Source organism: Providencia manganoxydans (genome assembly GCF_016618195.1).
GTDB lineage: Bacteria > Pseudomonadota > Gammaproteobacteria > Enterobacterales > Enterobacteriaceae > Providencia > Providencia manganoxydans.
In genome coordinates, this window is sequence record NZ_CP067099.1 from 2,527,495 (window position 1) to 2,549,073 (window position 21,579).

At 40.8% G+C, this 21,579-nt stretch carries 22 protein-coding genes; 9 read left to right on the forward strand and 13 right to left on the reverse strand.

The window, feature by feature from the left end:
• Window positions 1–153 precede the first annotated feature (153 nt).
• A complete protein-coding gene (locus tag JI723_RS11295; RefSeq protein ID WP_070929680.1) occupies window positions 154–627 on the reverse strand; it encodes an Lrp/AsnC family transcriptional regulator in 474 nt (157 codons plus the stop codon).
• A 155-nt stretch (window positions 628–782) separates the two neighbouring features.
• On the opposite strand from JI723_RS11295, the gene JI723_RS11300 reads away from it, so the two are divergent.
• A complete protein-coding gene (locus JI723_RS11300) occupies window positions 783–1,397 on the forward strand; it encodes a LysE family translocator (RefSeq protein ID WP_272579739.1) in 615 nt (204 codons plus the stop codon).
• On the opposite strand, the gene JI723_RS11305 is transcribed toward JI723_RS11300, so the two are convergent.
• Entirely contained in the window at window positions 1,394–1,960 is a 567-nt protein-coding gene (locus JI723_RS11305; protein ID WP_070929783.1) for a HutD/Ves family protein, read from the reverse strand. The two genes, JI723_RS11300 and JI723_RS11305, sit on opposite strands and share 4 nt — an antisense overlap.
• 91 nt (window positions 1,961–2,051) lie before the next feature.
• Window positions 2,052–3,476 carry an aminotransferase-like domain-containing protein gene (locus tag JI723_RS11310; protein WP_070929681.1) on the reverse strand — a complete coding sequence of 475 codons (1,425 nt, stop codon included), beginning with the start codon at window positions 3,474–3,476 and terminating at the stop codon, window positions 2,052–2,054.
• A 248-nt stretch (window positions 3,477–3,724) separates the two neighbouring features.
• Between JI723_RS11310 and JI723_RS11315 the strand changes: the two genes are divergently transcribed.
• The 6 genes from JI723_RS11315 (at window position 3,725) to JI723_RS11340 (ending at window position 7,773) form a co-directional block, all read left to right on the forward strand.
• Window positions 3,725–5,062: a cytochrome ubiquinol oxidase subunit I gene (locus JI723_RS11315; protein ID WP_070929682.1), complete on the forward strand. Its 1,338-nt coding sequence runs from the start codon at window positions 3,725–3,727 to the stop codon at window positions 5,060–5,062.
• Entirely contained in the window at window positions 5,052–6,062 is a 1,011-nt protein-coding gene (cydB, locus tag JI723_RS11320) for a cytochrome d ubiquinol oxidase subunit II (protein ID WP_272579738.1), read from the forward strand. The genes JI723_RS11315 and cydB overlap by 11 nt, the downstream gene beginning before the upstream one ends.
• A gap of 31 nt (window positions 6,063–6,093) precedes the next feature.
• Window positions 6,094–6,198 (forward strand): DUF2474 domain-containing protein, encoded by a 105-nt coding sequence (locus tag JI723_RS11325; RefSeq protein WP_081336040.1) that lies wholly within the window; start codon window positions 6,094–6,096, stop codon window positions 6,196–6,198.
• A gap of 174 nt (window positions 6,199–6,372) precedes the next feature.
• Window positions 6,373–7,212, forward strand: a complete 840-nt coding sequence (locus JI723_RS11330; RefSeq protein ID WP_272579737.1) for a siderophore-interacting protein — start codon at window positions 6,373–6,375, stop codon at window positions 7,210–7,212.
• 140 nt (window positions 7,213–7,352) lie between these two features.
• On the forward strand, window positions 7,353–7,493 hold the full coding sequence (locus tag JI723_RS11335; protein ID WP_337979378.1) for a hypothetical protein: 141 nt from the start codon (window positions 7,353–7,355) through the stop codon (window positions 7,491–7,493).
• A gap of 136 nt (window positions 7,494–7,629) precedes the next feature.
• Window positions 7,630–7,773 (forward strand): SymE family type I addiction module toxin, encoded by a 144-nt coding sequence (locus JI723_RS11340; protein ID WP_337979379.1) that lies wholly within the window; start codon window positions 7,630–7,632, stop codon window positions 7,771–7,773.
• A gap of 49 nt (window positions 7,774–7,822) precedes the next feature.
• Here JI723_RS11340 and JI723_RS11345 read toward each other — a convergent pair whose 3' ends face one another.
• From JI723_RS11345 to JI723_RS11360, 4 genes are all read right to left on the reverse strand, one after another.
• Entirely contained in the window at window positions 7,823–8,272 is a 450-nt protein-coding gene (locus tag JI723_RS11345; protein ID WP_337979380.1) for a hypothetical protein, read from the reverse strand.
• Window positions 8,272–8,544 (reverse strand): hypothetical protein, encoded by a 273-nt coding sequence (locus tag JI723_RS11350; protein ID WP_337979381.1) that lies wholly within the window; start codon window positions 8,542–8,544, stop codon window positions 8,272–8,274. Before JI723_RS11350 ends, JI723_RS11345 begins: the two co-directional genes overlap by 1 nt.
• 213 nt (window positions 8,545–8,757) lie before the next feature.
• The gene (locus tag JI723_RS11355; RefSeq protein WP_337979382.1) at window positions 8,758–9,336 is read right to left on the reverse strand and encodes a VENN motif pre-toxin domain-containing protein; all 579 of its coding nucleotides are present in this window, start codon (window positions 9,334–9,336) and stop codon (window positions 8,758–8,760) included.
• A 28-nt stretch (window positions 9,337–9,364) separates the two neighbouring features.
• Window positions 9,365–9,772, reverse strand: a complete 408-nt coding sequence (locus tag JI723_RS11360) for a hypothetical protein (RefSeq protein WP_337979383.1) — start codon at window positions 9,770–9,772, stop codon at window positions 9,365–9,367.
• 36 nt (window positions 9,773–9,808) lie between these two features.
• On the opposite strand from JI723_RS11360, the gene JI723_RS11365 reads away from it, so the two are divergent.
• Entirely contained in the window at window positions 9,809–10,036 is a 228-nt protein-coding gene (locus tag JI723_RS11365) for a SymE family type I addiction module toxin (protein ID WP_337979384.1), read from the forward strand.
• Between the two features lie 38 nt (window positions 10,037–10,074).
• On the opposite strand, the gene JI723_RS11370 is transcribed toward JI723_RS11365, so the two are convergent.
• Together JI723_RS11370 and JI723_RS11375 are read right to left on the reverse strand one after the other, a co-directional pair.
• Entirely contained in the window at window positions 10,075–10,533 is a 459-nt protein-coding gene (locus JI723_RS11370) for a hypothetical protein (RefSeq protein WP_337979385.1), read from the reverse strand.
• On the reverse strand, window positions 10,533–16,265 hold the full coding sequence (locus tag JI723_RS11375) for a hemagglutinin repeat-containing protein (protein ID WP_337979386.1): 5,733 nt from the start codon (window positions 16,263–16,265) through the stop codon (window positions 10,533–10,535). Before JI723_RS11375 ends, JI723_RS11370 begins: the two co-directional genes overlap by 1 nt.
• Before the next feature lie 346 nt (window positions 16,266–16,611).
• Here JI723_RS11375 and zinT point away from each other — a divergent pair, with 346 nt between their 5' ends.
• On the forward strand, window positions 16,612–17,256 hold the full coding sequence (zinT, locus tag JI723_RS11380; RefSeq protein WP_070929694.1) for a metal-binding protein ZinT: 645 nt from the start codon (window positions 16,612–16,614) through the stop codon (window positions 17,254–17,256).
• 200 nt (window positions 17,257–17,456) lie between these two features.
• Here the strand turns inward: zinT and phoH are convergent, their stop codons facing one another.
• From phoH to JI723_RS11400, 4 genes are all read right to left on the reverse strand, one after another.
• Window positions 17,457–18,239 carry a phosphate starvation-inducible protein PhoH gene (gene phoH / locus JI723_RS11385; RefSeq protein ID WP_070929695.1) on the reverse strand — a complete coding sequence of 261 codons (783 nt, stop codon included), beginning with the start codon at window positions 18,237–18,239 and terminating at the stop codon, window positions 17,457–17,459.
• Between the two features lie 498 nt (window positions 18,240–18,737).
• Entirely contained in the window at window positions 18,738–19,766 is a 1,029-nt protein-coding gene (locus JI723_RS11390; RefSeq protein ID WP_337979387.1) for an endonuclease, read from the reverse strand.
• 526 nt (window positions 19,767–20,292) lie between these two features.
• Window positions 20,293–20,757 carry a threonine/serine exporter gene (locus JI723_RS11395; RefSeq protein WP_140179174.1) on the reverse strand — a complete coding sequence of 155 codons (465 nt, stop codon included), beginning with the start codon at window positions 20,755–20,757 and terminating at the stop codon, window positions 20,293–20,295.
• Window positions 20,754–21,563, reverse strand: a complete 810-nt coding sequence (locus tag JI723_RS11400; RefSeq protein WP_272579734.1) for a threonine/serine exporter family protein — start codon at window positions 21,561–21,563, stop codon at window positions 20,754–20,756. The genes JI723_RS11395 and JI723_RS11400 overlap by 4 nt, the downstream gene beginning before the upstream one ends.
• Between the last annotated feature and the right edge of the window lie 16 nt (window positions 21,564–21,579).

The window sequence follows — 21,579 nt, forward strand, 5'->3', positions numbered from 1 at the left end:
AATTTCATGAGCTACCGTCAATTTTGTACAGTAGCTTATACACCTAGCATCATTTAAGTGATAACACCTTGTATTAAGGCATGGTGCGCCTTAAACACAGACTTTTTTAAACGTTTAGGAGGCCATGCTCTTGTTACCTAACGATATTCCAAATTATTTAGAGTATAACGGTAAGGCATAAGTCACTTTCACTGTTTCCATCGGAACTTCAGTTTTAATACTTTGGATACTACGAATTTGTGTCAAATGATCCGCATGAAAACGACGATAGGATGCTAGGTCTTCAGTGACAATTCGAATCAAGGCGTCACACTCACCAGCCATCAGATGACATTCAACAACTTCAGGCATTTCTTTGATTTCAGAGACAAACTGATTAATAGTTTGAGCATCCTGTGTTTTAAACCAAATACGCGCAAATAATGATAAACCTGCACCAATTTTACTGCCATCAAGTACTGCAACGTAACGTTTAATCACCCCTGCTTCTTCTAACAATTTTACGCGACGTAAACAAGGTGATGGTGATAAACCAACTTCCTTTGCTAATTCATTATTAGCGATTTTTCCATCGCGTTGCAAAACCTGCAAAATATGGCGATCTAATCCATCTAATTTTATTGGCATTAATTTCCCTTATTTTAATAAATATTGATATTCACTGCCAAATTAAAGTTTATTTTTAGTAAAAAAACAACCTTACATTTCTGCAAAATCGCTATAATTTTTTATCCAAGCTGAGCAAATGAATATCCAATCTAACAACAATATAAGGAGCATACATGGAGCTGCAAACACTAATCCTATTCAGCGCAACAGTCATCCCACTCGTTTGCACACCAGGGCCTGATATTTTATTTATTTCATCTCAAGGCATATCAGGTGGATCCTCCGCTGTTTGGAAAGCAAACCTAGGTATTATTTCCGGTTACATCATGCATGCAATTTTAGCTGCATTAGGTTTAGCCGCAATTGTTGCCGCTTATCCATTATTATTTAATATCATAAAATGGCTGGGAGTCGCTTATGTTAGCTATTTAGCCATCAAAATGATGCTTTCGGCAATGAAACCAGGAAAATTATTAATGTTAAAACCGACTTCACCTAACGCGATTATTGGTAAAGGTTTTTTAACTAGCTTTCTGAACCCTAAAGGGTTGTTGGTATATTTTGCTATTTTGCCTAATTTCATCCACTCAACTGAACAGATTGCAATACAATCAATGATTTTATCCGCAACATTGATTGCCTTATGTATTGTTATTTATGGGGCAATTGGCATGATATTCGCTGCAATGTATAAAAAAGATAACTACAGCGATAAACGACGTCGAGTTACTGATGGCGTGGCTGGTGGTATGTTAACATTAGCTGCGATAGGCCTTGCAGCTAGTTAACAAGGCGTTACCGCTACCCATATTAAAATGCTACTTGCCGTATTTGGTGAAACAATACCTTCACCTATGTCAGGTAGCCACCAACCACCTTGATTGGCATTTAATATTTTGCAGTTTGCCCCTGAAATACTCCATTCACCCGCTAAAATATACACCACACCGGCCTGCCCAATCGGTAAACGCTGCTTTTGAGTGATAACACAGCTTTGCGCAGACCAACGCTCCGTATTAAATTCTAAGTTTAAGAAACGAGCTGGCGATGCCTGTAATTCAAGCTTGATAGAGTCGCAACTCGCTGATTGATAACTATCACCAATATCGTTCAATATATGTTGGCACTGATGTTGATCGATAAGAGATACAGGATCCTTATTGAGGGAAATACTCAGCCGCTCTCCCTCGATATTATGCTTTAAAAAACTTGTATGGGTAATGTGTTCAAGGCTAGCGCGAAGTGAAAAGTCTGATGCAACTGGCCAACAAAATATCTCTGTACTGCTTCCACATCCATCTTGCCATTCTTGGATAGGTAACTCAGTTGCATCAAAACATTTAATCTTCATACCTTCCCCCAAGCAAATATCATCATCAATCATGATATTAAGAGTGGCAAACATGTTTGCTCAGGGCAATGGCTTTACACTTAAAATGTGACTAACCGCGTTTATCAATAATTAAAGAATGACATAAGCGCCCTAATGTCTTCATCGCCTGATCAAGTTGCTCGTTCCATGTAAAAGACGTATTCAGTCTGAAAGCATGATTAAATTGGTCACTCGTTGAAAACATGCTGCCCGGTGCGATGCTGATCCCCTCTTTCAATGCTAATTGGTATAACCGAATCGCATTAAATGGCGGTTCAAATTCAAGCCAAAGGAAATAACCGCCTTTTGGTGTATTCACTTTTACTGAAGACGGCATATATTGTGCGATAGCCCCTAGCATTTGATGTTGGCGCTGCTCCATCGTCTGACGCAATTTTCTTAAATGGCTGTCATAACCACCTTGGGTCAGGTATTCAGCAATAGCTAATTGCGTTGGTACACTCGCCGATACGGTACTCATCATTTGTAGGTGTTGGATCTTCGTCGCATGGCGCCCAGCAGCGACCCAACCAACTCGATAACCCGGCGCTAAGCACTTTGAAAATGAGGAGCAATGAAAAAAGTTACCTTTTACATCGAGCGCTTTCGCTGGAATAGGTTGTTGGCTACCAAAATAGAGCTCACCATAGACATCATCTTCAATCAATGCGATTTGATTTTTATTAAGGATCTCTACTAAACGCTTTTTATTTGCAGGTGGCATCGTACCACCTAATGGATTTTGATAATGCGTCATCAACCAACAGGCTTTTATCGGGTATTTCGCAGCAATATCTTCTAACGCATCTAAATCAATACCAAATAATGGGTCGGTTTTAATCGCGATGGCTTTTAGTTTTAAGCGCTCAATGGCTTGCAATGAACCATAAAAAGCAGGTGATTCAATCACTACCCAGTCACCTGGTTGGGTCACAGATTGTAAACTGAGCACCAAAGATTCCATTGCACCAGCTGTGATCACAATTTCATCAGGCGCAACATGAATACCTTGGCTAGCATAGCGTTGAGCGATATTACGACGTAGCTGCTCATTGCCCGGTGGCAGGTTTGCTGTCGTATTGAATCTGGCTAAACGCCGTGCCACTGAGGCGAGGCTTTTACCTAATTTAGGCTCATCAAGTAGTGCTGGTTCAGGAAATGCAGAACCAAATGGAATAATATCGGGATCTTTACAAGCTTGTAGTACACCAAAAATTGACGCGTTAATTTCTACATTTTCATTTAAATGTAAACCTTTTCCGCCTTTTGCTGCGGCAAAATTGGTATTTCTACGCGCAACGTAGTAGCCTGATTGCGGCCTTGCTGCAATCCAGCCTTGGCTTTCGAGTAATTGGTAAGCCTGCACGACAGTCATCAAGCTTAAACCTGATTGTTTCACACTCTCCCTAAGTGACGGTAATCTATCGCCAACTTGCCAGATATTATCTTCTATCTGTTGACGTATTTGTGCAGCCAGTTGTTCATATCGCGTCATACCCGCCTCAACTGTTATAGTTAATAACTAAAAAATTGTTACTATTATAGTTTATCTTCTCATGTTCTACTTATCCATACATTCACCTGACTTTTTTTAACTATAAGCACAAAACATTTTTACTCCGTTTGCCTTTTCGGCAAATAGCCGCTGCTATTGTTTTTTTGCTAAGGAACAGCACTACACACCTATCAGCGGCAAAAGTGAAATTGTGATGTGCGTACTATCAATTCCAATCAGGGGTCAATATGTTTGGACTAACTGCGCTGGAACTGGCTCGTATACAATTTGCGTTTACGGTCTCGTTCCATATTATTTTCCCGGCAATCACTATCGGTCTTGCCAGTTTTTTGGCAGTGCTAGAAGGCCTATGGCTGAAAACTCGGGATGATGACTATATAAAATTGTTTCATTTCTGGTCAAAAGTCTTCGCTGTCAATTTTGGTATGGGCGTTGTTTCAGGCTTAGTGATGGCATATCAATTTGGCACAAACTGGAGTTTTTTCTCAGATTTTGCGGGCGGTATTACTGGCCCATTGCTCACTTATGAAGTACTGACAGCATTCTTCCTCGAAGCAGGTTTCCTTGGTGTGATGCTTTTTGGTATGCAACGAGTGGGTGAAAAACTCCACTTTTTTGCGACATGTATGGTCGCACTAGGCACAATTATTTCCACTTTTTGGATCCTCGCGTCTAATAGCTTTATGCAAACTCCGCAAGGATTTGAAATCGTTGATAATCGCATCGTGCCTGTTGATTGGCTAGCGGTTATTTTCAATCCATCCTTCCCATATCGCTTGCTTCATATGACAACAGCAGCATTCCTTGCGGCTGCATTTTTTATTGGAGCTTCTGGCGCATGGCATTTACTGAAAGGCAATAAGTCTTCAGCAATGAAGAAAATGTTTTCTATGTCTTTGTGGTTAATTTTAGTTTTAGCACCAATTCAAGCTCTTATTGGTGATGCACATGGATTAAATACCTTAAAGCATCAACCCGTCAAAGTCGCTGCTATGGAAGGACATTGGGAAAATAAACCAGGGGAAGCAACGCCATTAATTTTATTTGGTATTCCAAATATGGAAAAAGAAAAAACCGAATATGCGATTGAAATCCCTTACCTAGCTAGCATCATCTTAACCCATAGTCTTGATAAGCAAGTACCTGCATTAAAAGATTATCCACCAGAAGACAGGCCAAATGTATTTATGGTGTTTTGGTCGTTTCGTGTCATGGTTGGCCTTGGTCTATTGATGATCGCAACAGGGGTATGGGGACTTTGGCTACGCTATCGTAAAAAACTCTACGATTCTAAAACATTCTTACGCTTTGTATTCGTCATGGCACCATCAGGGTTAATTGCCATTCTAGCAGGTTGGTTCACGACAGAAATTGGTCGTCAACCATGGGTCGTATACGGCTTACAACGAACCTCAGATGCTGTGAGTGCTCATGGTGAAATGCATATGAGTATCAGCTTACTCGCTTTTTTTGCCGTCTATGGCGGAGTATTTGGGATCGGGTATATGTACATGATGAAGTTAATTCGTAAAGGTATTCAACAGGAGACAACTCATGGGCATTGATTTACCACTGATTTGGTTTGTCATCATTGTCTTCAGTATTTTGATGTATATCGTGATGGACGGTTTTGATTTAGGAATTGGTATTCTCTACCCAGCCCTAAAAGATAGCCAAGATCGCGACTTAATGATGAACAGTGTTGCCCCCGTCTGGGACGGTAACGAAACTTGGTTAGTGCTAGGTGGAGCCGCGCTTTTTGGTGCATTTCCATTAGCTTATGCGATCGTACTTGATGCGCTATCAATTCCATTAACATTCATGTTACTCGCACTGATTTTTAGAGGTGTCGCATTCGAATTTAGATTCAGAGCGGATGAATCGCATCGAAAACATTGGGATCATGCCTTTATTTGGGGCTCAATCTTTGCCACTTTTGTGCAAGGCGTTGTTGTGGGTGCCTTTATTCAAGGTTTTCATGTCGAGAACCGCGTTTATATGGGCGGGTATTTTGATTGGTTTTCTCCCTTCCCACTATTTTGTGGTTTTGGTTTAGTTATCGCCTATGCACTACTCGCTTGTGGCTGGCTGATTATGAAAACTGAAGGACATTTGCGTAGCACTATGTATCGATTATTACGCCCATTAACACTGATTATGTTAGCCGTTATTGTCGTGATCAGTGCATGGACACCCATACTCAATACCGCCATTTATAGTCGCTGGTTTAGCTTGCCTAACCTTTTCTTCTTCCTACCTGTTCCATTATTAGTGCTAGGTTGTGTTTGGGTTATGTTAAAGAGTGCTAAGCAACAGAAGTCTGACAGTATTCCTTTTCTATCGGCTTTACTGTTAATTTTTCTTGGTTTTACTGGATTAGGTATCAGTGTTTGGCCAAATCTTATTCCGCCTGCAATTAGTTTCCGTGATGCCGCCGGCCCAATGGAAAGTTTAGGTTTTATGCTAGTTGGTGCACTATTTATTATCCCAGTTATATTGGTTTACACCTATTGGAGTTACTATGTCTTCAGAGGAAAAATTACCCCAGAACAAGGCTACCACTGATCAATCTATTGACTCACCGTGGTGGAAAAAAATGGGTTGGATGGCAGTGCTTTGGTTAGGAAGTGTACTGGTATTATTTGCCTTCTCTTCTGTATTTAGACTACTAATGACCGCTGCTGGAATGAAAGTAAAATAGATTTTTACAATATATGCCGTACTAGTTGAACTGGTACGGCATTATTTTTACTCATTATTAAGGAAAAAATGTTTTACTCTCACTTATTTCTATTCTACGAAAGCGTGATATGATAATGATAACAGTTAGCAAATAATAATTTTATCATTATCGTTTATATAAAGGAGCTCGCTAGTGGCTAGTGAAAAACCAGTCGAAAAAAACATATACCGCCCGGCGCCACCACAGCTTATTCAGGTTAAATCCATTACCGATATCAGCCCTTCAATTAGAAGTATCACTTTCACGGGAGAACGACTCCGTGATTACCCTACTCAATGCGAAGGTGGTCACCTCAAAATTTTTATTGCCCCTGATCTAAAAAGTGAACCTGCATTACCTGTATTAACTAAAGATGGCCGCAGCTGGCCCGAAGACAAACCGCGCCCATTTGTGCGAACTTATACCGTACGCGCCATTCGCCCTGAAATAAAAGAAATTGATATTGAGTTTGCGATGCATGATGGCGTAACAGGGCCTGCTTATTTGTTTGCTCGTGATGCACAACCAGGCCATTGGATGGGGATCACAAACCCTGGTGGGCCTGATCCTTTACTGCCACAAACTCAACATTATTTTATGGCTGGAGATTCAAGTTCACTACCTGCCATTGCAGCCCTCCTTGAAAAAATGCCTGCAAACGCTACAGGTCAAGTTGTTTTACGACTCGATAGTCCAGATGATGTGCGCGATCTTCGTAAACCAGCGGGTATTGATGTGACATGGATTTGTGGTGATATCAGCAAGACCGCTGAATTAATTAGTACATTTAAGTCTTGGGATATACCAACAGAAGATGCTTCATTTTGGATTGCAGGCGAAGATCAAATTATTCGTGATTTACGTCGTTATATTCGCCGTGAAAAAGGGTTTGGCCGTGAAAATATTTATGCCATTCCATACTGGCGCTATGGTTATGATGAGGAAGGCTATCATCATGAACGCCATAATGTGATGGATAACCCTGATGATTAATGAGTGATATCAATCGCTGATAGTGGTGGCAAAGCCATCACTATTTTTTCAGCTTCATACCTTTAATTTCCTCAACACCGACTATATCTCATCGAGTTAGTTTTAAACTGCATTGATAATATCCTAATTGTAGAACGAAAATGTTATACAACAATCTACTCACCATACTTCGAGATTGGAGGAATTGGCTCAATAAGCTTGCGATGATTATCCAGAGCCAAGTGACGGGTACCGTTGCGCGAGTGACGGCGAAAGAAAAAGAGTCAATATTCTGTATTTAACGCCGTACTGATAGGGTGCAACCTGCCAACACAGTAACTATACGAGGTAGGCATTATGGCTAAGCGCGATTGTAATGTAAAAACATAAGCAGCTAAAGAAGAAGTGGTCAAAACCAGATGATATTCAGTAGGTTACTTGCCGAACCGAGGTAAAACCAACCCTAGCCCACAGCTGATTATCAGCGGTAAGTGGTTGAAGGAACTGGGGTTTGAGGTGGGAACCCACTATACCCTCACCCGCCAAGCCGGACAGTTGATTACCCGGTTGGTTGAGGAATGAAGTAGAGTAGATAAGGGATATCCCAGCGTAGGGCTGGGATTTTTTTGAATTAGGTATCAGAATAAAGATCTTGGATGTAACGCTCGACAAATGGCTTTAATTCATGACATGGATAAGGTTCTTTATCTTGAATTAAATAAGCGTCATCATAAATTACTCTTGAATTCAATGAGCTAGATATTATATATAAAATTAAAACTGAAAACTTTAAGTTAGTATCACCTCTTGTGGAAACACTTCCCATGAATGGATACTCTATATCTTCTGCATCACGAAGATTTTCTTCAATAAAATTGAAACTTACCCAACAAAAATAATTATATTCGTGATCCTGTATATAGATAAACTTATCAGCTAAGTTTAGTCCTTTTTTAGCAGATATACCTATAGTTAATTGTTTTGTAGACAAAGAAAAATAATTAAAACCATCGACGATATTATTAAGAATATCTTCAAATTGAGGAAGTTTTTTAATTGGAAATAGAATTTCGTTAGACATTACTTTCCTCCATTTGTGCTAATTGAGCCACTTGTAACATTAAGCCAACCATCTTGAGTTTTTATGTAAATATTATTTACAGTGCCTTCTTTTGGAATATTGCTAACTGGAGATCCAGGTTTAAAGTGTTCAATCATTTCTTTCATGCTTACACCTGTTTTAGATGCATCCACATACAGATCCCCTTGATAGCCTGCTTTTTGCATATCTTTGGCACCGCTAACAATATTGCGCCTAACAGCGTTGATACTCTGTCCTTCTACTAATTTCAATTGAACCGGGACACCATCTAACCATCCATCTATTCCTTGGAAATTTTCTTTTTCAACTCCTTTAAAATCACCACCCTTATATTTAACAATATCTAATGCTTGCTGGTATTCATGAGGCTCTAATGCATTCTGTATAACTGTTCCTTGTTTTCCGTTAGGTAACTTAAGGACATCTTTACCTGAGTTTATTGCTGTTGGCTCAGCACTCGTTAACTAATTTAAGTTAATCTTCCCTGCTTTAATTTCGGATTGAATAACTTGCTTAGTCGTTGATACTTCTTGAGCTGTTTTACCGATAATCAATGCACCGCCGGCACCTGTTCCGCCCGGTGTCGCTACCTCCGCAGTAAATATACCCACTTCATTCAAACATATTACAGGGGCAGCTTTACAGCCTGTTAAAGCTGCTCGAACAGTTGCTACCATTTCTGGTGCAATAACTAATGAGTAACCAGCAGCAACGATACCCATTGTCGCGCCAGACACAACTAAATTACCATTATTAATACCTTTAGTTATGTCTGCCTTACAATTTTGATCGCAGTCTTTGACATCTGAAAGCCAGAGCCCTAGATCTCCCCCAACCATACCCATCGAATTATTCTCAACCGTTGTCTTCCCTGCCTCTGCGGCATTGGCTGCACTTGAACTATCTCCGACTACTAAACCACCTGCTATCCCTGCTGCTAAGCTTGCAAAAGCACTGACTGTCGCTTTTTCTTCTTCACTCAGCTCACTTGGCTGTTTATGATATAACTCTTGTGACAGCATGCCTACTGCTTCCGCTGTCATTGCCCCTAAAGATTGCGCTCCCGCATTTTCACCTTTTGGCCAGCGCTAATGCAGTGTTCGCGATTCCATGTGCAATAATCCGCCCTTCTTTGTTGTCGTCAGGAATGGCTTTGGCTATCTCATTCGCAATGTACGGTGCACTCGCATTCGCTACCGCTTTGTTGACATCTCCACTGATAAGCCCTTGAATTAACGCGGTTCCCGACTCCACTATTCGACGATTATCACCACCGACACCCCATCCTAACGCTTGTACCGCTTTTTCAATACGATCATTGAGTACTGCATCTCGAATCGCTGTTTCGTCCTCTTTTAGGTTCGGATCTTTGATTGAATCTATCGCTTTCTCGCGTTCATCCTTTGTTATTGGCGTTTTATCAAAATTCGCTCTTTCAGCCTTGTATTTAACGCAGTGCTGACAGAGTGCAACCTGCAAACACCGCTAACCACAGCAACTAAAGGACTAGTCCCTATGGCTAAGCGCGATTGTAGTGTAAAAACACCGACAGCTAAAGAAGAGACGGCAAAATCAAGACGATATTCAGTGGGTTACTTACCGAACAACGGTAAGCCCAAACCCAGCCCGCAACTGACCATCAGCGGTAAGTGGCTGAATGAGTTAGGGTTTGAGGTGGGCAGTCACTATACCCTCATCCGCCAAGCCGGACAGTTGATTATCCGGCTGAGTGAGGGGGAGTGAGGTAGATAAAAGATCCCATTGTATAACTGGGATCTTTTTTATTTAGATATCAAGCTACAACGAGATAAATAGCCATTCTGTTTAAATTGAAAATTCAAATCATAATTTTTAAATTGATACTTAATCCAACTATCAATATAACCAAGAAGCATATCCATTTTTCCGCCCCCCGTAAGTGATGGTTCTCCTAACGTTTTCAGGATATTTTCTTTATCCCATCCAGCACAGATATCAGATATTAGCTTACCTTTATACTGACCATAGCCTTCCTCATCATTAAAATAAAAATGGATATGGTTTAATATGTTTCCTCTAAAACCTATCTCTATACCTGAATGAATGAAGCTGTAGTATTTGGTTCTTCCAATAGGATCATTATGTTCTATTGGGTCAATGGATATATTCACATCTTCATTTATAGATAAACAAAGGTTCTTAACCTCTTGTGAAGTCTCACTTTTACCAAGTATATCAACGAATTCAGCCCACTCTGTCATTATTTAGTCACTCCTTTTTCCTGATTTCGTTCTATTATTTTTTTAATTGCATCATCAACCAGTTTAGGGTCATAACCACGATTTACCATATTTTGTCTTAATGCCTCAGTATCACGACATTGTGCCCCACAAAGATCAGCGGCATCCTTTTGTACTTGAGTTGCCGAGTTTTTCCCTTTGTACGTAGGCCCTGCTGCATGAACATCTTTAGGAACTTCGACAGCTGTTGCATTATTGAACAGTTTATTTGATTCTTCTTTCGTTAAAGGCCTTCCTAACTCAGTCTCTTTTGCTTTCTTTAATGCTGCAAAAGATGGTATATGGTCATGTTCTAATCCATCACCAACTTTTGAACGATCTTTTAACTCTTTATACGAACCAACATCAAGAGGCTTAACAGCTTCCTGCGATTCTTTATCTTGTTCTTTTTGTTGAGTTCCTTTTTTATTACCGCCTTTAATTCCTAAAGACGATACCCCTGAGCCAGGCAATGAACCTTTAATGCCTGAGTTCTCTACAATCTCTTTTCCTTGGAGTGCCACTTTCGCAGTGAGCGATAATGACTGATAAATTTCTTGGGCGCTTTGTGCGCTTTCCGCTTTCACAAAATTGACAAGCTGGGCGCGATCTTCTGAACTCAGGTCATCAAAAAGGCCTGATATTTTCAAAGCATCGGCAACATTGACACCGCCGTTTAGTTCTTCCCATGCACCGATGGCATCAAAAGAATCGCCATCTTTAATTTCAGCAATGGCTTTATCTCTATTTTCCTTGCTGATTTTACCGTACTTGTCGTAAATGCCTGTTTTATCTGCGCCAGTCTTATCCGCTTCTTCAAGCTCTTTTTTCATGTCTACGACATTTTGAGAGCTCAGATAGTTATTCTCAACTGTTGTCTTCCCTGCCTCTGCGGCATTGGCTGCACTTGAACTATCTCCGCCTACTAAACCGCCTGCTATCCCTGCTGCTAAGCTTGCAAAAGCACTGACTGTCGCTTTTTCATCTTCACTCAGCTCACTTGGCTGTTTATTATATAACTCTTGTGACAGCATGCCTACTGCTTCCGCTGTCATTGCCCCCAAAGATTGCGCTCCCGCATTTTCACCTTTGGCCAGCGCTAATGCAGTGTTCGCGATTCCATGTGCAATAATCCGCCCTTCTTTGTTGTCGTCAGGAATGGCTTTGGCTATCTCATTCGCAATATACGGTGCACTCGCATTCGCTACCGCTTTATTGACATCTCCACTGATAAGCCCTTGAATTAACGCTGTTCCCGATTCCACTATTCGACGATTATCACCACCGACACCCCACCCTGACGCTTGTACTGCTTTTTCAATACGATCATTGAGTACTGCATCTCGAATCGCTGTTTCGTCCTCTTTTAGGCTCGGGTCTTTGATGGAATCTATCGCTTTCTCGCGTTCATCCTTTGTTATTGGCGTTTTATCAAAATTCGCTCTTTCAGCCTTAGTCGCTTCTATACGTTTTTCCGTCACCGCTATATCAGTAATCTGCTTGCCAAGCTCCCCGACTAACTGCGTTTTCTCTATCCGTTTTTGCTCTTTTTCTTTGTCAAAGATCGGATTGAGCTTCTCATGAGCATTGTCAGTATCACGGCTTAATTCTTTGATATCTTGTTTTTGATTGTCCTTATCGCGAACAATAATTTCACCTTCCGATACCGCCGAATGCGTGGTGTTGCTGTCTTTGCCTTTATTATTCACATTGGTCAGCAATGAACCCGCTGCATTACCGGCAAGTTGGTCTGTAAACGGTGTTCCCCCTGAACTAAAGCCACCACTTTGGCTATCGACCTTATACTCAGCTTTGTTTTTGATATCCCCAAAGCCCAGCGTACCCGTATCCAGTTTATTTTTATTTGCGTCAGCAGTACTGCTAATCACCGCACCATCAAGTTGCGTATGATCGCCAACCGTAATGTCAAAACCGCCTTTGCCCGCGTTGATACCCGTTTGTCTATCCACCGATTGATAGTCGCTATGCATTTCGGTTTTGTTGGCATTCAGCGAAACAGTAGTATTCAACCCAGTTCCTATACTGCCAGAAATGCTGCCACTCTGTTGCTTCGAATCATATTTATCCGTAGCTTGCTGGCTCGATAAGGTTAAATCACCGCCCACATTAGCTTTCACGCTCTCGCCACTGACTTGAGCACCTGTTAGCGTGGTATCTTTCCCGCTATTGAGCGTCAGTTGTTTACCCGCATTCACTTCGGTATCGGTGTAGAACTGGCTGTTACCTTTTTCAAAACCATTGCCTTTGTTTACACTCGCATTCACGTTCCAACCGCCAGTGCTAATACCCGCGCCAATTGAACTGCCTTTGCTTTCGTTTTTACCATCCACGGTTTGCGTATTGGTAGCACTAGTCAGGTTAATATCATTTTTCGCGGTCAAAGTAATATCTTTACCCGCATCTATTTGGCTGCCTTGTACCGTTAAATTACCTTGGCTACCCTCTTTTTTGCCTGTCGCCGTGAAGTTTATATTATCGCCAGCGCTCAAGTTACTGCCTGATGCGGTATTTTGCTCTGTCTTAGTGACTGATTTTGAGGAGCTACTGCCATAAGACACGTTTACACCAAAGGCATCAGTAACACTACTGCCTTCTTTAATCCCAGCTAATTCACCTGCTTGCTTGGCTTGAACACCTTGTAAACCTGCCTTCATCCCTTTAAGTGCTGCTAATTGACCGTCATCTTCTTCTTTCGCTGACTTTGCCGTCTGCACCATACCATCTAACAAACTACCCGCAGTACCGCCTAGCGATACAGTCAAACCACTTGATTTAGTTTCTACCGTTGTAATATCTGTACGGCTATTTTCAGCTGCGCTGATGTTGACATCACTACCTGTAACATTGATATCTTTTGCTGCAATAATATCACTACCATGAATATTGGTAGACCCACCAGCAGTTAAGTTCACATCACCTGCGGTGCTACCAATCACGCTCCCTTTTTTCAGGTTGCTTTCGCTGTCAGTGGTAACCTTTTGCGAATTTGAACCAACCGTGAAGCCTAAGCCCCCGGTGCCCATCAACCCTGACTTGGTCGTTTTCGACATGTGGGTTTCATGTAACGCTTCGTCCGAGGTCGTGACATTCAGTTGATTTTCGGCATTAACACTAACATCATTTGTTCCAAGCACATTACTACCAGCAATATTGACGTTATTTCCTGCCTGCATACCCACACTATCACCGCTAAAAGTGCTACTAATAGCAGTACGTTCATTCACTTCATCATGAGTTTCTTTGGTGCTACTGGATAAGAAACCTTTATCAGTATGCTTAGTGTGTTTCGCATATTCATTGGTTTCAACACCAGATGTGATATTGATATCGCGCCCAACATTCACTGCGAGCGCACCACCACTAGATACATTTGCCGCTCTCGCCGATAAGTCTTGCCCCGCAGATAACGTTAAATCACCCTTGGTGTGAATTTCTGTACCCACTTCTGTGCCATTAGCACCACGATAGTAATTGGTGGAATTATGGGTGTAATCAAATGCTGAGCTGATATCTCTTGTCTCTAAACTGATATCACGGCCTGCAATGATCGAGGTTTTACCTTCGACACCTAAATTGCCAATTTCAGTTGCAATCAAATTGATATCTTGCACCGCTTTTAAGGTCAGTTGCCCATTCTCACCTGTCACATAAATACTGGCAGGACGATCAAGCCATTCGGATTTACCATCACTACGCTGTACTGTTTCACTAAGAATATCGCGTCCAGCTGAGAGTGATACACTGTCTAATCCACGTATCTCACTACTTATATTTTTAATGTCTTTCAAGGCATTGAGCTGTACATCCTTACCTTGGATCCGCCCGCTATTTTCAATATTCTCAGCGCGTAAATCAGTCAGTTCACGGCTACTGACTTCTCCACTATTTAGAATATTACCCGTCATATTGGCTGATACATTGCGTCCAGCCAGTAACGCTCCATTACCGTTTAAATCACCTTGGCGAGCGCGGACATACACTTGCGGCACACTGACCATCTCAACTCGGCCATCCGGTAAAGTAACCTCTTTGTTAACCATCCACACAATATCGGTAGTCAAGTTCGCCATTTGTTCAGGAGAAAGCGCGATACCCGGCGTCAAGTTAAATTGTTGACCAAATGCAACACCATTAGTCAGTAAGGCGCGATACTGTTCTTCATCGCTGCTGTAGTTACCCAGTAGGCGTTGCCCTGTGGTTTCAATTAGCTGGTCGCGCACTAAACGCTGCTCATAATAACCATCACCTAAGCGTTTATGCAGTTGATCATTAGAGACAATATCAATACTTGAAAGCCATTTTTTATAATTCGTGAATCGGGGATCCGTTTCGATAAGAAATTGGCTATCACTACCCGGCGTCAGATTAAATAGACTGTTATCAGGCAATTTAGTATTCGGCTCAACCGTTCTGATCACTGTATCGAGGTTATCTTTACCTTCAGGGGTATGCTCTACCGTAACATCTTGCCCTTTGCCGGCATCGCTTTGCCCTTGAACATCAATATGATTAGCGATATTCGCATCATCCACTTGAGTGGCTGTCACGGATTTATCATCGGCAACATCCACTTCCTTAGTAATGGATGGAAGTGGTGTCACCTCGGCCTGTTGACCAGCAGAAAGTTCCAAAGGTGTATGTTTACTGTCTTTTAAGACTGCTTCAGTCAGTATCACACCTTGATTTTCGTTTAGCGTTGAATTAGCAACTTCCCCCGCTTTGCCATCGAGTTGATAGACTGTTCTGTCATCCAACTTAGGTTTGCCTGTACTTCCTGCCTGTTCAGTGACTTCTAATAAGTGCAGAGGTAAATCTTCTTCGCTGTTTACTCCTTGGTAAGCATAGACTGATTCACGCGTTTTCCATTTTCCACCACCTTTATAGCGATAAATCGTATTACCACTTTCCACAGTGCGGCGAATACCTTGCTCTTCTTGGTTATTGAGCGCATAGCCAGTTAAAATCAGATTTTGTCCCGCCACCACGCGAGAATTTTCGTTATTAAGTTGTTGCCCATCAATTGTTAAATGTTTACCGCTCGTGACTAGTGCGGCATCCCGCTGGATGACCTGTGTTTCATAAACAACACGGTCGTAATCATATTCATAGAAGTCTTTTGTCCAATTGCCATTTTCGAACATCCGCCAGCGGTTCGATTTTTCATAATGGATACCAACTTCTTTATTTAGAGTACCATCATCATTGATAGCATAGCGGGTATCGTTACCATTACGTGGCTGAATTTTATAACGTTTACCATTTCCAAAATCAAACCAATCAAAATGCTCTCGGCTCACTTCAACAGGTTTTGCTGTGAGTTGTAAGTGAATATCTTTATTTTCAAGAAACGCTGTTTTTAATGTCAGATCTTCAGCTGCTTCAATGTTTTCGCTTTGATTTCTCACACTCTTAGCATGGCCTGATGCTTGCAGCTGGTCATTAAGCGTATTACCGATAGTTAAATTACCATCACTGTAAATCAATGCGTGATCACGGTTTAATAGCTCAGAAACTGCAATATGGGTTTCTTTACGCCCAGCAATTACTGCGGCCTTATCGCCTTGTTTATCATTTAATAAAGTATTAGCCGCAATAGCGAGGAAATCACCATAAATACGCCCTGTTCTTAGGTTATCTAATGTATTGGTCGTGATATGTATTAATCCACCATCTATTAACCCTGTATTAATCACCTGTCCACTGGCTTTAATACGTGTGTTTTGCCCACTAATCTCACCAGCAAGTTGGTTAACTACCGTCGTCGTGGTTAAAACAAGATCACCAAGGCTAGAAAATAATCCATCAAAACCAAAACATTTATCGAGAGCAGCAGATCAGCAAACCAAGGTATTAATTTTCGGATTTCCACTTTATTCTAAAAATATGGCCTATCTTAAGGCTATATTTTTTCTTAATTTTCATATCATTACCGCATTCCTTTAGAACTTCTTCTTTTTCTACAAAATAATCTTTTGCATTTATATTAATGTTATATTATAACATAACACTTCAGTTAATTGACCGCTAAGGATCCCCTCAATGAACAACAAATCACTTGTTACAATGACATTAAGTGTCTGCGCATTATTGACGAGTTTTAATGTTTTTGCTCATAGCCACGCTCATCCTCAATCTGAGAAAGCCATTCAAGCCAGTAAAGGATTTTTTGATGATGCTGATGTAAAAGATAGAAAACTGAGTGATTGGGATGGAATATGGGAATCTGTTAACCCACTATTACTCAATGGCAGATTGGATCCCGTATTAGAACAAAAAGCCAAAACTCATAAAGATAAAACGGTTGAAGAATATCGTGCGTATTATAAAAAAGGTTATGCAACGGATGTTGATAGCATAAGTATTGAAAATAATATCATTGAGTTTAGCCAAAACGGGCAAATTCATAGTTGCACTTACCATTATTCAGGCTATAAAATCCTTAATTATACTTCAGGTAAAAAAGGCGTTCGTTATCTATTTGAGTGCCAAGATCCTGCATCAAAAGCGCCAAAATACATTCAATTTAGTGATCATATTATCGAGCCACAAGCCTCCAGCCATTTCCATCTCTATATGGGCAATGATTCACAAGAAAAATTGCTACAACAAATGGATAATTGGCCAACTTATTACCCTTATTCACTCAATGACGAACAAATTGTGCATGAGATGCTACATCACTAGTCACTATAATTAAAAAGAATATCTCAGCAATCTTAAGTTAGCGTGCTAGCTGGCATATATATTTATCGGGGACATAAATTTTTTTAAAATAACGTAGGAAAATCAAATTATTTATTTTTAACGGATAACATAAAGCAGAAATACTTCGTAGCAAAACTATAGCCCCACTCTGTGGGGCTATGGATAAGACAGTTTATGCGCTAGCTATAAGCTAATAAAGCGCGGTGGCACAATGTTGAGCGCACACAGTCATCAACAGTGAAATTGATCATCGCAACCATTTCATCACTGCTAAAACGCTGTAAGGCATCGGCTAATCCAGATGTAACACCTTCAGGTAGATCACACTGCGTTACATCACCATTAACAATCACTGTGACATTCTCTCCTAAACGCGTTAAGAACATTTTCATTTGTGTGACAGTCACATTTTGCGCTTCATCTAATATCACAATCGCATTTTCAAATGTACGACCACGCATATAGGCAAATGGTGCAATTTCAACCTTAGCAATCTCAGGCCGCAAACAGTATTGTAAAAAGGAATTACCTAATCTTTTCACTAATACGTCATAAACCGGCCGAAAATATGGCGCAAACTTTTCAGCCATATCGCCCGGAAGAAAACCGAGATCTTCTTCTGCCTGCAAGACAGGTCGTGTGACAATGATTTTATTGATGTCTTTATTGATTAATGCATCCGCAGCAAGTGCGGTACTAATAAACGTTTTACCGCAACCGGCTTCCCCATTTGCGAAAATTAATTGTTTATGCTTAATCGAATTGATATAGAGCTTTTGTGCGTCATTACGAGGGGTGATCGGCGAATTATCACGCCGCTCTTTTGCCATTCCGATTGGCTCAATGCCAGTAAAATCAGCAAAGGAAGTTACACTGGCCATTTCGTAACGACCTGCGCGCTCTTTACGTAATGAACGTTTCATTTCACGGCGTGTCTTTGTTGCAGCTTTCTGTCTACTCATAGTATTAACCCTTCCAGGTATCGTTGAAGTCAATTCAAATGACGGACTATTCAGAACAGAGAGGAGCTCCCTTCAAGCTCGTGTTGGTTGAACATGCAATAAAAAAACCGGTTACTAATCTCACCATGACAATTTCATGATGGAACAGTAACCGGCCTTGTGAACACATAAACAAAGACTTAGTTCCCATTAGTTCCTCCCTGCTAGGCTATACCCGTAAACTAATGAATTTCTATGACACTATTATGACAAAACACCGTAAATTTAAATCTGTTAACTCTTATGGTGTTACGTGCATCCGTTAAAAAGACTATACCGCTGTATTTCTTTTAAATGCAACAATAATTTAACACTTATAATGATATATTTTTGCATTTATACCCTAAATTAATAAATAAGACTCAACTCGCTTTAATAAATTAAAGCGTAACAAATTGATTATTAACAATATAAAAACCCAGTGTTGAGTAACTAAAACAATACTGGGTATCGAATTATTTATGGTTTGCAGTTACCAGCTAATTCATAACCTGCTGCTTGAGCGGCTAATTCATCTGCAAACATAACTGCATTTTTTTCGGATGTCGTTTTAAAACCGGTACAATGTGATAAATGATACTTGTGGGAATTACGATTCCCTTTCACCTGCATCACACCTTCGGTCGATTGTGGTTTTGATACTGTTGTTTTTACCTGCGTTGGTGAAACATCATTATCAAACTTAAGCCCCTGAGCACTATTTTTATGCCCAAGCTGCCATGATGCTTCCCCTGTTACAAAAGGATTATGATGACCCATTTGTGCAGCAATGCGCTGATCACGCAGTTTTTCCCATTGATTAGGTGGGTATTGTTTATCCCATGCCATCAATAATTGTTGCTGCTGCCGCGACATGGAAAGGTTATAGCGATCATGCATATAAAAGTAGACTCGCGCAACCTGCCCTTTCACTTCATTGCGAGGCTCAAACTCACGCTGTTTAAAATCAACACGGCTACGACACTGGCCATAAGGGTACTCCACGGCATCAGTAAGTTGTCCATAACTAAAATTACTACGATCCCCATTTACCTCACCGATAGAAGGCGCTAAGTTATGCATATCCGCTTCCATTTTGCGAAAAATGGCATCAGTCGCAATACAATTTTTACGTCCACCGTTCTGCCAACATTGTCTTTGATGACCAAAAACCCATGCAGGAACAATATGTTCCCATTCAATTCTTTCCGCCCGTGCTTGCTGCTTACGAACTTGATAGCCACAAGATGCTAAATCAACACGACCACCACTTTTACCCACCCAATTCCAATCACAACCGCAATACAATGTCCCTTCACCTTGATGAGTCTGATCCATATAAACTTTGGTTTTACTTAATACTTTCGCTTCATCAAATCCAGCGGGGGCGGCAATAAGAGAGGAAGTAAATAACAATATAAAAAACGAAAGTGCCCACTTAGAGCACGAAAAAAAGAATAATTGACTCAAAATAGCACCACTAATAATAAACAAGTAACCTGAATGCATTAACGCACACTGTAATATACTGCAATTTTTCTCATGGCAGAATTGCGGTTGAATATAAACCTTTTTGCCTTGGATGAATATTAGAAACAACCTATTTAGTCGGCATAATGCGCTCGTCATACCACTACAGTGGCGTATTAAAGCAATCATATAATGCGAAAAATTTTAAATAATTACAGTTTTGTTTATTAATTAATCGAATAACTTATGACACTGCCTAATTAAATAACTGTACATCGTTTAACGTCAGTCATTAATATTTATGAACCCCATTAAACTCGGGATTGTTGAACTTTGTGGGTTAAATTTTATGCGAATTAAAGCTATTTTAGTGTGAGACAAGTGCCCTCAATCTAGTATCCAATAAGTGAAGTGTGCTTTAATCGAATTCATAGGGCAACATTTAAACACAACAATTAACTCAAATAATAAAGCGCTAAATTGCTGAAGACACAAAGCCATTTTTTAGACTTTTGTTTAATCTTTTTTAGTCGTAAAAATCAGCAGTAATGGCCAGTCCCTCTAATTATACACTCGGTCGCTTACGATATAACCATAAGCCAGGCAATGACAAACCAATGGATAACGCACCAACAATAAACGATGCCCTTAAAAAATTTGTGACCAAGGTTTCGAATAGCTCTGGGGTGTACCCGAGATGAGAAATTTTTACTACGGAGATCATAGCAAGATAAGCACTGATCCCCGGAAACATGGGTATTACCGCTGCGACTGTAAAAACTTTTGGGTGTGCTAACCACGACCTTGACCACTGGATACCTATCGCTCCGACAAGGATCGCAGCAATAAAACTTGCCCACTCAATATTTAAACCTAATGTCATCATTGTCATTCTTGAACCATGGCCTATTGCACCTAATAAAGCACAGTACTTTAAAGCCTTTACTGGCACGTTAAATACCATTGCAAAGCCAACGGCAGGGATTGCGGCCAGAAACATATCTTCTAACAGTGCTAATATAAAATTCATGCCCAGTCCCTCAGATTCCACACCGCCATCGCCATCACCACTCCAATACAGGTTGCTAATGTTAATAAACTCGCCATTGTCCAGCGAGCAAGCCCCGTATTTACATGACCTTTAAACATATCTGCAACAGCATTGATTAAAGGGAAGCCCGGCACGAGCAGTAGCACACTCGCAGCCATTGAAATACTGGCTGTCGGTGCAAAATAAGGTAATTTCAATAACAAGCCAGAGACTGAAGTGGCAACAAATGCCGTAATACAAAAATTAATCAATGGATTCATTTGCCGTGATGTTAGAACTTGGCGAATATACATTGCACAGCCACTGGCAATAAAAGTCACTAGCGAGCCATCCCAACCCCCACCATTGAGCTTACTAAAACAAGCACATGATAGAGCCACCATCAAAACCATCATCCAACGTGGGTAGCGTAACGGTTTTATTGACGACAGTTTTTTCTGTAATTGCTTACGATCTAATAAATGATGCTCAACTAAAATTACCGCGTGTTGAACCTCAGTCACAACATGCATATTAATGCCGCGATCAATAATTCTTCGGGTCGATGTCAAACAGTGACCATCAATAATCGTTGTGAGAACCAGAGAGTTTGAGGAAATAGCACTATCAACTTGATCCGCGCCTAAAGCAACGCCTAAACGTGTAGTAAGTTGTTCCACTAACATGCTTTCTGCGCCATGCTGTAGTAGTAACAGCCCACACTCTATACATAAGCGAGTAATTTCTCGTTGGCTGTTTGAGATGACATTATTACTCTGCTCCGCATCAATTGTACCCTCTTTCATCACCCTCCCCCTCACT

Bases quoted from the DNA above. Each gene is read 5' to 3' on its own strand.
- JI723_RS11335 (WP_337979378.1), top strand. From the start codon at position 7,353: ATGTTATACAACAATCTACTCACCATACTTCGAGATTGGAGGAATTGG.
- JI723_RS11300 (WP_272579739.1), top strand. From the start codon at position 783: ATGGAGCTGCAAACACTAATCCTATTCAGCGCAACAGTCATCCCACTC.
- cydB (WP_272579738.1), top strand. From the start codon at position 5,052: ATGGGCATTGATTTACCACTGATTTGGTTTGTCATCATTGTCTTCAGT.
- JI723_RS11305 (WP_070929783.1), bottom strand. From the start codon at position 1,960: ATGAAGATTAAATGTTTTGATGCAACTGAGTTACCTATCCAAGAATGG.
- JI723_RS11390 (WP_337979387.1), bottom strand. From the start codon at position 19,766: ATGCATTCAGGTTACTTGTTTATTATTAGTGGTGCTATTTTGAGTCAA.
- JI723_RS11345 (WP_337979380.1), bottom strand. From the start codon at position 8,272: ATGTCTAACGAAATTCTATTTCCAATTAAAAAACTTCCTCAATTTGAA.
- zinT (WP_070929694.1), top strand. From the start codon at position 16,612: ATGAACAACAAATCACTTGTTACAATGACATTAAGTGTCTGCGCATTA.
- JI723_RS11325 (WP_081336040.1), top strand. From the start codon at position 6,094: ATGGGTTGGATGGCAGTGCTTTGGTTAGGAAGTGTACTGGTATTATTT.
- JI723_RS11400 (WP_272579734.1), bottom strand. From the start codon at position 21,563: ATGAAAGAGGGTACAATTGATGCGGAGCAGAGTAATAATGTCATCTCA.
- JI723_RS11355 (WP_337979382.1), bottom strand. From the start codon at position 9,336: ATGACAGCGGAAGCAGTAGGCATGCTGTCACAAGAGTTATATCATAAA.
- JI723_RS11365 (WP_337979384.1), top strand. From the start codon at position 9,809: ATGGCTAAGCGCGATTGTAGTGTAAAAACACCGACAGCTAAAGAAGAG.
- JI723_RS11310 (WP_070929681.1), bottom strand. From the start codon at position 3,476: ATGACGCGATATGAACAACTGGCTGCACAAATACGTCAACAGATAGAA.
- phoH (WP_070929695.1), bottom strand. From the start codon at position 18,239: ATGAGTAGACAGAAAGCTGCAACAAAGACACGCCGTGAAATGAAACGT.
- JI723_RS11295 (WP_070929680.1), bottom strand. From the start codon at position 627: ATGCCAATAAAATTAGATGGATTAGATCGCCATATTTTGCAGGTTTTG.
- JI723_RS11370 (WP_337979385.1), bottom strand. From the start codon at position 10,533: ATGACAGAGTGGGCTGAATTCGTTGATATACTTGGTAAAAGTGAGACT.
- JI723_RS11395 (WP_140179174.1), bottom strand. From the start codon at position 20,757: ATGAATTTTATATTAGCACTGTTAGAAGATATGTTTCTGGCCGCAATC.
- JI723_RS11315 (WP_070929682.1), top strand. From the start codon at position 3,725: ATGTTTGGACTAACTGCGCTGGAACTGGCTCGTATACAATTTGCGTTT.